This window comes from Embleya sp. NPDC025285 (assembly GCF_055558835.1).
Window position 1 is genome coordinate 17,533 of the sequence record NZ_JBVHLU010000016.1, and the last position, 13,068, is coordinate 30,600.

10 protein-coding genes and 3 pseudogenes are annotated in these 13,068 nt (G+C 71.5%); 7 read left to right on the forward strand and 6 right to left on the reverse strand.

The window, feature by feature from the left end; all coding sequences use genetic code 11:
* Nucleotides 1-343: 343 nt before the first annotated feature.
* Nucleotides 344-1,948: an N-acyl-D-amino-acid deacylase family protein gene (locus ACZ4FV_RS13120; RefSeq protein WP_465322644.1), complete on the forward strand. Its 1,605-nt coding sequence runs from the start codon at nt 344-346 to the stop codon at nt 1,946-1,948.
* Nucleotides 1,949-2,027: 79 nt separating this feature from the next.
* Here the strand turns inward: ACZ4FV_RS13120 and ACZ4FV_RS13125 are convergent.
* Nucleotides 2,028-3,013, reverse strand: a pseudogene (locus ACZ4FV_RS13125) (aldo/keto reductase).
* A gap of 207 nt (nt 3,014-3,220) precedes the next feature.
* Here ACZ4FV_RS13125 and ACZ4FV_RS13130 point away from each other — a divergent pair.
* Nucleotides 3,221-3,628 carry a helix-turn-helix domain-containing protein gene (locus ACZ4FV_RS13130; RefSeq protein ID WP_465322645.1) on the forward strand — a complete coding sequence of 136 codons (408 nt, stop codon included), beginning with the start codon at nt 3,221-3,223 and terminating at the stop codon, nt 3,626-3,628.
* Nucleotides 3,629-3,670: 42 nt separating this feature from the next.
* On the opposite strand, the gene ACZ4FV_RS13135 is transcribed toward ACZ4FV_RS13130, so the two are convergent.
* A complete protein-coding gene (locus ACZ4FV_RS13135; protein WP_331770318.1) occupies nt 3,671-4,258 on the reverse strand; it encodes a ClpP family protease in 588 nt (195 codons plus the stop codon).
* A complete protein-coding gene (locus ACZ4FV_RS13140) occupies nt 4,255-4,878 on the reverse strand; it encodes a ClpP family protease (protein WP_395860690.1) in 624 nt (207 codons plus the stop codon). The genes ACZ4FV_RS13135 and ACZ4FV_RS13140 overlap by 4 nt, the downstream gene beginning before the upstream one ends.
* A gap of 202 nt (nt 4,879-5,080) precedes the next feature.
* Between ACZ4FV_RS13140 and ACZ4FV_RS13145 the strand changes: the two genes are divergently transcribed.
* Nucleotides 5,081-5,539 carry a hypothetical protein gene (locus ACZ4FV_RS13145; RefSeq protein ID WP_395860687.1) on the forward strand — a complete coding sequence of 153 codons (459 nt, stop codon included), beginning with the start codon at nt 5,081-5,083 and terminating at the stop codon, nt 5,537-5,539.
* 73 nt (nt 5,540-5,612) lie between these two features.
* Here the strand turns inward: ACZ4FV_RS13145 and ACZ4FV_RS13150 are convergent.
* Nucleotides 5,613-5,915 (reverse strand): annotated as a pseudogene (locus ACZ4FV_RS13150) (sensor histidine kinase); the annotation flags it as partial.
* On the opposite strand from ACZ4FV_RS13150, the gene ACZ4FV_RS13155 reads away from it, so the two are divergent.
* Entirely contained in the window at nt 5,902-6,057 is a 156-nt protein-coding gene (locus ACZ4FV_RS13155) for an ABC transporter permease (RefSeq protein ID WP_395860993.1), read from the forward strand. The pseudogene ACZ4FV_RS13150 and the gene ACZ4FV_RS13155 overlap by 14 nt on opposite strands.
* Before the next feature lie 76 nt (nt 6,058-6,133).
* On the opposite strand, the gene ACZ4FV_RS13160 is transcribed toward ACZ4FV_RS13155, so the two are convergent.
* Nucleotides 6,134-7,579: a S28 family serine protease gene (locus tag ACZ4FV_RS13160; RefSeq protein ID WP_465322646.1), complete on the reverse strand. Its 1,446-nt coding sequence runs from the start codon at nt 7,577-7,579 to the stop codon at nt 6,134-6,136.
* Nucleotides 7,580-7,713: 134 nt separating this feature from the next.
* Between ACZ4FV_RS13160 and ACZ4FV_RS13165 the strand changes: the two genes are divergently transcribed.
* On the forward strand, nt 7,714-8,040 hold the full coding sequence (locus tag ACZ4FV_RS13165) for a helix-turn-helix transcriptional regulator (protein ID WP_402233759.1): 327 nt from the start codon (nt 7,714-7,716) through the stop codon (nt 8,038-8,040).
* Here ACZ4FV_RS13165 and ACZ4FV_RS13170 read toward each other — a convergent pair.
* Nucleotides 8,024-9,088, reverse strand: coding sequence for a hypothetical protein (locus ACZ4FV_RS13170; RefSeq protein ID WP_402233757.1), 1,065 nt, complete (start codon nt 9,086-9,088; stop codon nt 8,024-8,026). The two genes, ACZ4FV_RS13165 and ACZ4FV_RS13170, sit on opposite strands and share 17 nt — an antisense overlap.
* A gap of 306 nt (nt 9,089-9,394) precedes the next feature.
* Here ACZ4FV_RS13170 and ACZ4FV_RS13175 point away from each other — a divergent pair.
* Nucleotides 9,395-10,314: pseudogene (locus ACZ4FV_RS13175) on the forward strand (RNA polymerase sigma-70 factor).
* A 340-nt stretch (nt 10,315-10,654) separates the two neighbouring features.
* The gene (locus ACZ4FV_RS13180) at nt 10,655-12,964 is read left to right on the forward strand and encodes an FdhF/YdeP family oxidoreductase (RefSeq protein ID WP_465322683.1); all 2,310 of its coding nucleotides are present in this window, start codon (nt 10,655-10,657) and stop codon (nt 12,962-12,964) included.
* Nucleotides 12,965-13,068: the final 104 nt, after the last annotated feature.

Below are 13,068 nucleotides of genomic sequence, written 5' to 3' on the forward strand. Positions count from 1 at the left end.
GCAGCGTAGGGTCCGGCGTCGCGGCCGGGTAGCGGGCGCGCGGTCGGGGCCGGTGTCGGGGCGGGCGCGCTCCGACGGGGGAGGCGCCCTTGGTCGAGGCGTCGTCCTCCGGCCGTGGCCCCGCGTCGTCCTCGTCCTCCGATCCTGGCCTCGTCCTCGTCCTCCGGTCGGGGCCTCGTCCCCGTTCTCCGGTCGGGGCCTCGTCCCCGTCCTCGTCTTCGTACGGATGGACACACCTTCGACGTATCGCTCGTGCCCGGGCCCGAACCCCGTGGGCACGGCCGCGGCGATACTGAGGGGCGCCACCGGGGAACCGGCCCACCCGTACTCGAAGAGGTTCCGTATGCAGGTCGATCTCGTTGTCCGCGAAGGATCCGTCGTCGACGGAAGCGGATCGCCCGCGTTCGACGGCGATGTCGCGATCGACGCCGGGCGGGTGGTCGCGATCGGGGATGTCGGCGCGACCCGGGGCCGCGACGAGATCGACGCGCGGGGCTGTGTGGTCTGCCCCGGCTTCGTCAACGTGCTGAGCCACGCCTACTTCACGCTCCAGACGGACCCCCGGGGCCTGTCGGACCTCTACCAGGGTGTCACCACGCAGGTCTTCGGCGAGGGCGTCTCGCTCGGTCCGGTGGCCGGCGCGATGACCGAGGGGATGGTCGAGTTCGGCGCGGTCCCCGAGGGAACCCGCCGCTCGTGGCCTCGGTTGCGGGACTTCCTGGAGGAGCTTCAATCGCGCGGCGTAGGCCAGAACGTGGCGAGCTTCGTCGGGGCGGACAATCTGCGGATGTCCGTCGCCGGCCTCGAGGATCGCCCGCTGAGCGACGACGACATCGGCAGCGCGTGCGCGCTTTTGGAACAGGAACTGGCGGACGGTGCACTGGGGGTCGGCTCCGCGCTGATCTACCCACCGGGAACCTACGCCACCACGTCCGAACTCATCGCCTACGCACGCGTGTTGGCGCGGTATGACGCCCTGTACATCTCGCACCTGCGCAACGAGGGCGATCACCTCCTGGAAGGCGTCGAGGAACTCCTCGACATCGCCCGGGCCTCCGGTGCGCGCGCCGAGATCTACCACCTGAAGACCGCGGGCCGTGACAACTGGACCAAGATGCGCGAGGTCCTGAACCGGATCGAGGCGGCCCGGGCGGCCGGTGTCGACGTCACGGCGGACATCTACCCCTACGCGGCCGGCAGTACGGCGTTGGCGTTCGCCATTCCGCCGCCCTTCCACCTCGGTGGACCCGAGCGGCTCCGGGAGCGTCTCGGCGATCCGCGGGAGCGCTCGCCGATCGCCGACGCGGTGCGCGACGGCGGCGACTGGGAAAGCCTGTGGCGGATGAGCGGCGGCGCCGAAGGCGTCGTGATCCTGTCGAACCATCCGGACATCGGTGTCACCCCCGGATCCACCGTCGCGGAGATCGCGAAGGCCCGAGGCGACGTCGACCCGGTCACCACCCTGCTGGACATCGTCCTCGCCGCGCCGCACGCCGACGCGGCCTACTTCATCGGCAACGAGGACAACATCCGACTCGCCTTCGAGCGGGACTGGGTGTCGGTGGGCTCGGACTCGGACGCACCCGCGGTCGACGAACGCTTCGCCGACCATCCCGTGCACCCGCGGGCGTTCGGAACCTTCGCCCGGGTGCTGGGTCGCTACGCGCGCGACGAGGGGATCGTGACGCTGGAGCAGGCCGTACGGCGGATGACGAGCCTGCCCGCGACGACGCTGCGCCTGCGGGACCGAGGAGCGCTCCGGGTCGGGGCACACGCCGACGTGGCGATCTTCTTGGCCGAGGACGTGCTGGACACGGCGACGTACGCGAATCCGGCAAGCTACGCCCGCGGTATGCGGCACGTCCTGGTGAACGGGACCGCCGCACTGCGCGACGGGCGACCCACGGGCGCGTTGGCCGGTCGAGCACTGCGACGCGACGTGTCGTGACCACGATCCCCGGGATAACGACGGCGACTCGGGTCGGAAACGGTGCCCTACCGAAAACGCCGGCGCGCCCGAGGCGGGCTCAGCCGTCGACGAAGGTGAGGCTGGTCGCGTCGTAGCGGGTGCCCGCGATCTGCTCGGGCGGAGCGGCGGCCTCGATGGCGGCCAGGTCGTCGGCGGACAACGCGATCGTCAGGGACGCGAGGTTCTCCTCCAGATAGCGCCGGCGCCGCGTGCCGGGGATCGGGACCACGTCGTCGCCCCGGTGCTGCACCCAGGCCAGGGCGAGTTGCCCGGCGGTGACTCCCTTGGCCGCGGCCAGTTCGTTCAGCTTCGCGACGATCGCCAGGTTGCGTTCGAGGTTGCCGTCCGCGAAGCGCGGCTGGCTGCGCCGTACGTCGGTCTCCGCCAGTTCCGCGACCGAGTTGTACCGGCCGGTCAGGAAGCCGCGCCCGAGGGGGAGAACGGGACGAGTCCGATGCCCAACTCGCGGCAGACCGGGGCGATCTCCGGCTCCAGATCGCGGGTCCACACCGACCACTCGCTCTGTAGAGCGGTGATCGGGTGTACCGCGTGCGCCCGCCGGATGGTGTTCGCGCCGGCCTCGGACAGGCCCAGGTGTCGGACCTTCCCGGCGCGCACCAGGTCTGCCATGGCGCCGACGGTCTCCTCGATCGGCACCCGCGGGTCGACCCGGTGCTGGTAGTAGAGGTCGATGTGGTCGACCCCGAGCCTGCGCAGCGACGCGTCGCACGCCTGCCGTACGTAGGCCGCGTCGCCGCGCACCCGGGTGGGTTCGCCGAGGCGGTTGGCGAAGCCGAACTTCGTGGCCACCACCACCTCGTCGCGGCGCCCGGCGATGGCACGCCCGATGAGCTCCTCGTTGTGCCCGGCACCGTAGAAATCGGAGGTGTCCAGGAGGGTCACCCCGAGGTCGAGGGCATGGTGCAGCGTCGCGATCGACTGCTCGTCGTCCGAGGCGCCGTAGGCGTGGCTCATGCCCATGCAGCCCAGGCCCTGTGCGGAGACCGCCAGTTCCCCCAGGTATCGGGTGGGTGTTTCGGTCATGTCGGTGCCTCCCGGGCTCGTGATCGTTCGCCCACGACGCTAGGTGTTGGAGTGCACTCCATGTCAATCGTGGCGCACCCCAGGGCGGTCGGGTACGAACACGGCCGGCACCTACCGGTGGTCGAGGTCGCCGCGGCGCGCGGCTCGCCGGATTCCGCTGCGGGCGGACAACTTCGAAACAGGGCGAGGGGCGGCCTACCATGAGGCATGGCCGAGACCGCCCCACCGCTTTCGCCCCGTGCCGCCGACGACAAGCGTTCGCCCCGTGCCGCCGACAACGGGCACCGCGCACCCGAGCCGCGGCGCGCTGCCGCGCCGCCGAGCCGCGAGCCGTTGTGGCGGCACGCGCTCGGTGAGCAGCTTCGTTCGCTACGACACGATCGCGGCGAGACACTCGTCGAGACGGCGGGTCGCGCGGGCGTGTCGCCGCAGTACCTCTCCGAGGTGGAACGCGGCCTCAAGGAGCCGTCGAGCGAGATGATCGCGGCCGTCGGCGGCGCCCTGGGGGTGAGCCTCGTCGATCTGACCCTCGCGGTCGGCGAGAACCTGAGGAGCACCCGGCCAGTGGGACGTTCCACCCCGGTCTGCCATGCCGCCTTCGCCCTGGCGGCCTGACCGTACGCCGTCGGGGAGCGGGGGCGCGCCGGTCGGGGCGCCTCAGCGCTCCTCGAGCACGACGTCGACGAGCCCGTACTCCTTGGCTCCCGTCGCGGTGAAGACCCGGTCGTGGTCGGTGTCCGCGCGCAGGGTGGCCGTGCTCTGACCGCTGTGCCGGGACAGGATGCGCTCGATGTCCGCGCGGACGCGCACCACTTCGTCGGCCTGCAGGATCAGGTCCGGGATCGTGCCGCGTCCCTGCGCGGCGGGTTGATGGAGCACCACCCGCGCGTGGGGCAGGGCGGCGCGCTTGCCGGGTTCCCCTGCGGCGAGCAGGACCGCGCCCACCGCGACCGCCTGCCCCACGCATGTGGTGGCGACCTCCGAACGGATGTACCGCATGGTGTCGTACACCGCCAGCATGGCGCTGGGGTCGCCGCCTTCGCAGTTGATGTAGAACTGGATGTCGCGTTCGTGGTTGTCCGCCTCCAGGAACAACAACTGCGCCACGAGCGCGTTGGCCACGCCCGCGTCGATGCCCGTCCCCAGGTAGATGACGCGCTCGGCGAGCAGGTGCGAGTACACGTCCATGATGCGTTCGCCGCGGGAGTCGCGGGTGATGACGTTCGGAATGGTGTAGGTGCTCATCGCGACACTCCCCGGAATCCGGCGTTCTGCGGGCTGCGGCGGGCGCCGCGTGGTGCGACCTCGTGGAACTCCTGCACGATCGCGTCGATGAAGCCGTAGTCGAGCGCCTCCTGGGCGGTGTACCAGCGGTCGTGCAGCGAGTCCTCGAAGATGCGCTCGACGGGCTGCCCGGTGTCCTGCGCGATGAGGCCGAGCACCGTGTCCCGGGTATGCCGGAGATCGTTGGCCTGCAACTCGACGTCGACGGCGCTCCCGGCGATCCCGGCCGAGCCCTGGTGCATCAACACCCGGGAGTGCGGCAGCGCCCGGCGCTTGCCCGGCGTTCCCGCGGAGAGCAGGAACTGGCCCGCGCTGTAGGCGATTCCGAGCACCAGCGTGGACACGTCGCACGGGACGAGGCGCATGACGTCACGGATCGCGAGCATCGAGGGCACCGAGCCGCCGGGCGAGTGAATCCACAGCGCGATGTCCTCGGAGGGGTCCTCCGCCGCCAGGTTGAGCAACTGCGTCGTCAGCAACGTGCCGTTGTCGTCGTCCAACGGGCCGTCCAGGAGCAGGACGCGCTTGGCGTACAGCTCGTTTCGGGTGCGTTCGGGGAAAAGCTTCGTGTCATCGCTCATGCCTCCACCCTGGGCCGTCGCACACGGTGGTTCCAAGCCGATCTGCCCTGAGCGGATCCGCTCAGGGCTTATCCGCTCACAGCGGATCCGGGCGTGGATTTGCCGATCCTGTGGCCGGCGGGGGGAGTTGTCGCCCGGGGTCGGCCGGTGGCCGTGGAGGGCCGCCGGATCGGGTGTTGCGCACTCCCTCTAGCATCCGCACATGCTGATCTCGACGACGTACACCTACACGTGGCGGACCGGTGCCGCGGCGATGTTCGCGGCCTATCGGAAGTGGGGCCGTCGGGGGTTGGTCGCGTTGCCCGCGGTCGCGCTCCTGGCCGTCTTCACGCAGGAGGGCCTCATGCGTGTGTGGCTGTTCTTCTTCGTGTTCGCCCTGTTGTTCCTCCACGCCAGGCAGGTGCGTGCGCTGATCAAGCAGGGCGCGATCGACATCGTGCTCGACGACGAGGAATTCACGCGCGAACGGCCCGGCGTGGGTACGACGAGCACGCGCTGGTCGACCACCCTGGGTGTGCGGCGGGAGTTCGGGCTGCTGGTGATCCGCACGACGCCGCGGTGCGTGACCGCCGTGCCCGAGAGTGCGTTCACCGCCGAACAACTCGCCCGGCTGGACGAGTTCATCCGGGAACGCGATGCCGCGCCGCCGTCCACCCGCTAGCCCGAGGGTCGCTCGGGTCGACCGGCGGATGCCCGCGGGCAGTTGCGTTTGCGGGCAGCTCATGGGGGATTGCTCAGGTCGGCAGGCGGATGGTGAAGACCGAGCCGACGTCGGGGGTGCTGCGGGCCGTGATCGTGCCGGCATGGGCGTGGGTGAGGCGGTGGGTGATGGCCAGGCCCAGGCCGCTGCCGCCGGTGCGGCGGTTGCGGGACTTGTCGGCGCGCCAGAACCGGTCGAAGACGTGCGGGAGATCGTGGGCCGCGATGCCGGTTCCGGTGTCGGTCACCTCGAAGACGACCTGCGGTCCGTCCCGGTAGGCGTGCAGGGTCACGCTCCCGCCGTGCGGGGTGTATCGCACCGCGTTGGACACCTGGTTCCAACACTGGCCCGCGGTGCTCTCGCCGGCCTCGGTCGCGGCGGGCTTCGGCGGCGCGATCCTGGTCGGCATGGTCGCCGGCGTCTACCCCTCGATCCGCGCCTCCCGGCTGACCCCGACCGAGGCACTGGCCGGCACGTGACCCCCGTGACCGGGTCACGGCATGCGATCGGACGCCGTGACCCGGCGCGGGCGCGTATCGCCCGCCGTGGTCGGGGTTACACCCGAGCCCACCGACGCAGCGTGGCGGTGGCGGCGGCGGTATCCGCGGGGGAGAGGGCCCCGATGGTCAGGCTGTGGCCGGTGTGCGGCGCGATCCGGACCTGCGCGTCACGGCTGCCGGGGCCGAGTCGGAACGGCTCCGCGCGCGTGGGGTCGTTCTCGCCGTAGAGGAAGAGCATTTCGCTGCTCCGGAACCGCACCCACCGGTCGATGTCGCGCATCGCCCCGGGCTGGAAGCGCAGCGGGATGTCGCGCGGTACGTAGCTGCGCACCTCCTGGATCCCGGGGTGACGCAGCAGGCCGTCGAGATGGGGCGCGGCGACCTGCGGGTATCCGAGCTGAGTGCCGAGTTGGTAGAAGTAGGGCTGGAAGAACTCGACGCTGCGGTCGGTGTAGACGCTGAATCGGGTGATCCCGTCGAGCCACGCGTACAACTCGTCGGAAGTCGCGGCCGGAGTGGGCACACCGGCGCAACTCGGCTCGCCCGCGTACATCCAGAACATCGTCGGCAGGCGCAGGACCGCGAGTTCGAAGGCCTTGTCGACACTCCCGAGCGTGTCGAACGTTTCGCCGTTCGCCTGGGCCCACTGCCCGTAGCGGGCCACCAACTCGTCGCGCCGCACCAGCGCTTCGCGTTGCACACCTTGTAGCGCCGCCCGGCATTCGGGGGTGCCCACGGTGGCGAGGAACGTGTCCCACGCGCTGTCGTCACGGTCGTCGGTGTTGTTGGGCGCGGAGTAGACGACGCTGCCGTCGACGTCGTTCGGATAGAAGCGACGGTGGTAGACCGTGGTCATGCCGCCCTTGCTGCCACCGGTGGATATCCACGCGCCCCGGTAGATGCCCTTCAATGCCTGGATCAGCCGGTGGTGATCGCCCGCGGCCTGCCGGATGGTCAGGTTCGCCAGGTCGGCGGGCTCGGGTCGGGACGTGCCGAAGTAGCGCTGTTCGGTGTAGATCTGGTTGCCGTCGAGCACGGTGGCCGGATCGGAGCGGAAGCTCGGCCCGGCACCGAGGTTGTATCCGCTGGTGTACAGGACCATCGGTCGCTCGACCGATCGGTGTTGCAGGCTCAGCCGCTGCTCGAAGGAACCCCGCTCGGGGTGCTCGTGATCGATCGGCTGACGGTAGGTCAACTCGAAGTAGCGGATGCCCGGCGCGGCCGGCTTCTCGCCGGTCACCCGCATCCCCGGGATCGCCTCGATCCGGGCCCTGATGTCGGTCTCGGCCTGCCGCGTGTCGGCATGCGGGGCGCCCGCCGGCAGCGCCCCGGCCGGCGCCGCCGCGCCGGATCCCACCAGGCCGAGCACCACGGAGAACAGCGCGAGCGCCGCAAGTCTGCCTCGTGCGGGGCGGATCGATGCGCCGCGCCCGGGGGGTGGTGCCACCCGGCGGTCGTCGCGAGCCGGGTTGTTCGGTGTGTTCGTCGTCGTTCCGGTCATGGGGCAAGCAAAGCCGGAGCCGCCGGGTCGGCGGATCCCCGAGCCGGGGGAACGGCCTCCCCCGCCCGGGGGAGGCCGCCCACCGAGCAGCCTGCCAGGATGTCGTCAGGTGCCGTCCTGCCAGGCCGGCGCGCTTGTCCGGTCTCGCCGATCGCTCCGAGCACGAGAACGTTCATGGACGCGTCGAGGTCGACGGAGCGCCGCCGCCCCACCCGACCCGGTGGCGGACGACCACCGCCGGTCGGCTGCTGCACGAATCCCACACGCCGCTCGGCACGGTGGGCCAACAGATCGGCTACGCCTCGGAGTTCGCGTTCTCCAAGGCGTTCGAGCGTGAGTTCGGCATGGCGCCGGGCAGGTGCCGACTCGCCGCCGGCGCAACGCGCGCACCCGCGGCCTCGGGACGAGGTCCGCGCACGACCGGTCGGGCGCCGCGCGCGGACCTCACGGGAGCAGCGTGAAGGGCGCCGTCGCGCGGACCTCGCCGTTGACGATGATGTCGAGGTCGCGCGGACCGGGGGGTTCGGCGCGCGTGGTGACCGGACGGAAGGAGTGCGACCTGGCGAGCGTGAAGGTGTCGTCGGCCGCTTGTGCGACACGTTCGGCCAGGTGGAACACCCGGCGGGAACCGTCGCGGCGGACCGCGTACTTCAGCAGCAGCGGCCCGGGGCCCTCGGCCCGGACGGTGACGGTGAAGGGGATGCGGTCCCCGGTCGCGACGGTGTCCGCGACGGTGAGGGATTCCACGGTGCCGCTGCCGTGCGCCGCGCCGACGAGGCCGAGCGCCTCGGGATGCCCCGCGCGCAACAGGCCCCGGGCGGCGTGCCGCACGACGCGGTCGGTGTACGTGCCGCCCTCCGTGTGCCAGCGGCGGAGCAGGGCCAGGGCCGTTTCGGGGTGGTCCTTCGCGATGTCGTTGACATGGTTGGCCACCGAGCGGCGGACGTACTCGCTCGGGTCGTCGCGCAGCCGCTCGAGGATGGGCAGGGTCGGACCGGGGGACATCAGCCCGCGGACGCGCGCGCCCCAGGGAAGGCGCGGACGGGTGCCCTCGGAGGCGAGCCGGCGAAGGTGTTCGTCATCGGAGTCGGCCCAGCCCCGGATGATCACGAGCGCCGCGTCCCGATCGCGGTCGAGGTAGGGGCGTACGGCGAACTCGGCGGTCGCGAAGGGGGTGATCACAGCGAGCGTGGACATGGCCTCGTCGAGGTGGTCGACGCCCTGGACGGCGACGTAGTCGGTGGCGGGCCAGCCGCTCCACATGTCCAGGCGGGTGTGCGTGGTCGCCGCGCGCAGGATCGGGGCGGCCTGCGGGAACGGCAGGTCCAGGGCCGCGTGCAGGGACTGCGCCACGTGACCGACCCGGGCCTTGAGCTCCCGGCCGTCGAGCCCCGCGAGCGCGCCCGCGACGAAGCGGTCACGGGGGAACGCGCCGTGCGCGGCGGCGACACCGTCGGCGAGGGTGGCGACGGAGGTCGCGTTGATCATGTCCTTGAGCGGTTGGGCCATACGGCCCACCCTGCCAGACGGCACCGACACCGGTTGCGGCGTCGAGCGCGTACACGTTCCGCTCGTCGCTGCCGGTGTAGACCATCCCGCCGGCCACCGTCGGTGCTTGCTGCTTCCCGTGCTCCGGGGTGATGTCACAAACGCCGGGGCTGCCTCGTCTGGGATGTCGAGGGTGTGTTCCGATCAGGAGGGTGACGGTCATGCGGGTGTACGTGGCAGGCGGGGCCGGGGTTCCGGGACGGCCGCCCTCGTGGCGCCGGGGCCGGAAGCAGGCGGCGGCGTGAGGCGGGCCGAGGAGTTCGGGAACTGCGACCGCTGCTGTTCTCGATCGCGTACCGGATCCTGGGCAGCGTGAGCGAGGCCGAGGACGCGGTCCAGGAGACCTGGCTGCGCTGGGACGGCTCCCCGATCACGCCCGCCTCGACCAAGGCGTTCCTGTCCGCAGTGGTGACCCGGATCTCGATCGACGTCCTGCGCTCGGCCCGCGTCCGGCGTGAGGAGTACGTCGGGCCGTGGTTCCCCGAACCGCTGATGGCCGACCCCTACCAGGACCCGGAGCGCTCGGCGGAATTGGCCGATTCGTTGTCGATGGCGGCCCTGCTGCTGTTGGAGCGGCTCAGCCCGCTGGAGCGCGCGGTCTTCGTCTTGCGCGAGGTGTTCGCCTTCGGTTTCCCGGAGATCGCCTCGGCGGTGGGGCGCTCGGAGACGGCGTGCCGCCAGCTCGCGGTGCGGGCCCGCCGGCACATGGACGAGGGCCGTCCCCGATTCGACGCCGACCGCAAGGAGCGCGAGGAACTCGCCGAACGCTTCTTCGACGCCTTCCGGGAGGGGGACGTCGACGCGTTGCGGGAACTCCTCGCCGCCGACGTCCACATGGTCGGCGACAGCGGCGGCAAGGCTCCGCAGTGGGCCAGGGGCATCGTCGGCGCCGGGAACGTGGCCCGGCTGCTCGCCGCGATCGTCCGCCGTTCGGGCGGATCGGCGGCGTCGTGGAGCCGCACCGGGTGAACGGTCAGCCCGGCGCGATCCTGCGGGACCGGGACGGCAGGGTCCTCAACACCGTGGTGCTCGACGTCCTCGACGGTCGGATCCAGACGATCCGCTCGGTGATCAACCCCGACAAGCTCGGCCACGTGGGTCCGGTGGCGGACGCCCGAGCGGTCCTGCGCGAAACCTGGCAGGCCCGCCGGGACGCGGACCGACCGGAGGAGCGGCCGGCACCGTGACGGCGCGGCGCGCCGGGTCCCGCGCGGTGCCGTGCGGGTGCGGGGCCGGCGCTCGCCCGACCCCGCGCCCGGCCGGTGCACCCGGCCGGTTCGCGGCCCCGCAACCGCCGACCACCGTCCCGGCGTCGGGCCGCCGGCGCGCGCGAGCGGCCGAGCGTACGCCCGGGCGGACGTCAGCGGTCGCCGATCCCGCACCGCCGATCGAGACTCGAGGGTGGAAAGCCCGTCGGCCGACCCCGGCGTCCACGGCGATCCCGGCGGCACCGGGCCCGTACCCCGACGTCGGAAGGGGATCGTCGTGAACGCCTCCGAGGAACCGCAGGACCGGGTCGAGCCCGGAGTGGGTCCCGCGCCCTGGGAGCCCGCGCGGTTTCGGCCCTACCGGCACCCCGCCGCGGGCTGGGGCGCAGCCAGGAGTGTGGCCGGCCTCCTGCTGGGGCGCGCCGTGGTGGACGGATCCCGGGCCGTCATGCGGATGAATCACGAGAACGGCGGCTTCGACTGCCCCGGGTGCGCGTGGCCGGACGACACCAAGGGCCTGCACCTGGACATCTGCGAGAACGGCATCAAGCACGTCACCTGGGAGATGACCCGCAAACGGGTCGGCCGCGAGTTCTTCGCCGCCCACACGGTGACCGAGTTGGAGCAGTGGAGCGACTTCGCGCTGGAGAACCAGGGCCGGCTGACCGAGCCGATGGTGTACGACCCCGCGTCCGACCACTACGTCCCCATCCGTTGGCAGGACGCCTTCGAACTGATCGGCCGGACCCTGCGCGAGCTCGACGACCCGAACCAGGCCGCCTACTACACCTCCGGCCGGCTCGGCAACGAGGCGACCTTTCTCTACCAGTTGATGGCCCGCGAGCTGGGCACGAACAACCTGCCGGACTGTTCCAACATGTGCCACGAGGCCAGCGGCCGCGCCCTGACGGCATCGCTGGGCACCGGCAAGGGCACCGCGGACCTCAAGGACTGGGAGAGCACGGACGCGCTGTTCATCATGGGCGTCAACGCCGCCTCCAACGCGCCCCGGATGCTCACGGCCCTGGCCGACGCGTACCGCCGCGGCGCCCGCATCGTGCACGTCAACCCGCTGGTGGAGGCCGCCGCGACCCGCACGATCGTGCCGCACGAGTTCGTCGACATGGCCCTGTTCAAGTCGACGAGGACCAGCACCCTGAATCTGCAACCGCGCATCGGCGGCGACATGGCACTGCTGCGCGGCATGGCAAAGGCCATCCTGGAGCAGGCGCCCCGCGATCCCGAGGCACTGGACCGGGTGTTCATCGATCGGCACACCGCGGGCTTCGAGGAGTACCGCGCGCTGTGCGCGAGCACGCCCTGGGAGGAGATCGAACGCCAGAGCGGGCTCGGTCGCGCCGACATCCTCGAGGCGGCCCGCGTGTACCGCGAGGCCGACCGGAGCATCTTCAGTTGGTGCCTGGGCATCACGCAGCACGAACACGGCGTCGACACCGTCCGGGAGATCGTCAACGTGCTGCTGCTGCGCGGGAATCTGGGACGGGAAGGCGCGGGTCCCTCACCGGTGCGCGGGCACAGCAACGTGCAGGGCAACCGCACCTGCGGTATCGACCACCGTCCCGCCGACACCTTCCTGGACCGGCTCGCCGAGGTCTGCCGCATTCGGCCGCCACGCGAGCCCGGCCTGGACACCGTCACCACCATCGAGGCGATGCACGACGGCCGGGTGAAGGTGTTCGTCGGCATGGGCGGCAACTTCGCCCTCGCCGCCATCGACACCCGGTACACCCAGGCCGGCCTGAGTGCCTGCGAACTCACCGTGCACGTCAGCACCAAGCTCAACCGCAGCCACGTCGTGCACGGCCGCCGGGCCCTGATCCTGCCGTGCCTGGGGCGGACCGAGAAGGACCACCGCCGGGGCGGCATCCAAAGCACCTCGGTCGAGGACTCGATGAGCATGGTCCATCTGTCCGTCGGCATGAAGAAGCCCGCGTCCCCGCACCTGCTCTCGGAGCCCGCCATCATCGCGGGCATGGCCCGCGCCGCCCTCCCGCACAGCGAAACCCCGTGGGAGTGGTACGTCGAGGACTACGACCGCATCCGCGACACCATGGCCCGAGCCCTGGACGGCTTCGAGGACTTCAACCGCCGGGTACGGCTGCCGCTCGGGTTCCGGATCAAGCAGCCCGCCCGCGAACTGATCTTCCTGACCCCCTCGGGACGCGCGGAGTTCTCCGCCGCCCCGCTGCCGGACGTCGTCCCCGCCCCCGGCACCCTGGCCCTGGGCACCATGCGCTCCCACGATCAGTGGAACACCACCATCTACTCCGACAACGACCGCTACCGCGGCATCGAGAACCTGCGCACCCTCGTCTTCATGAACCGGGACGACATGCGCGAGCGCGGCGTCCGGGAGTTCGACCCGGTCGACATCACCAGCACCGCCAAGGACGGCAGCACCCGCGTCCTGCACGGCTGTCTCGCCGTCCCCTACGACATTCCCCGCGGCTGCGCGGCCGGTTACATGCCCGAGATGAACGTGTTGTGCGCGATCGGCGACTACAGCACACAGAGCGATCAGCCGATCATGAAGCACCTCAAGGTCGCCATCACCCGAGCCCCGGCAGTCCCGGCCGCCCCAGGCCACCCGCACGCCGCGGGCCGTTGACCGGCCGACCCTCGGACTCCCTCGGCCGACCGCGGAAAGCACGGGCCGCGCCGTCGCCGCCGCGTGCCCGGGTGGGCGTTCCCGGGCCGCGGATCGTGCGTGCG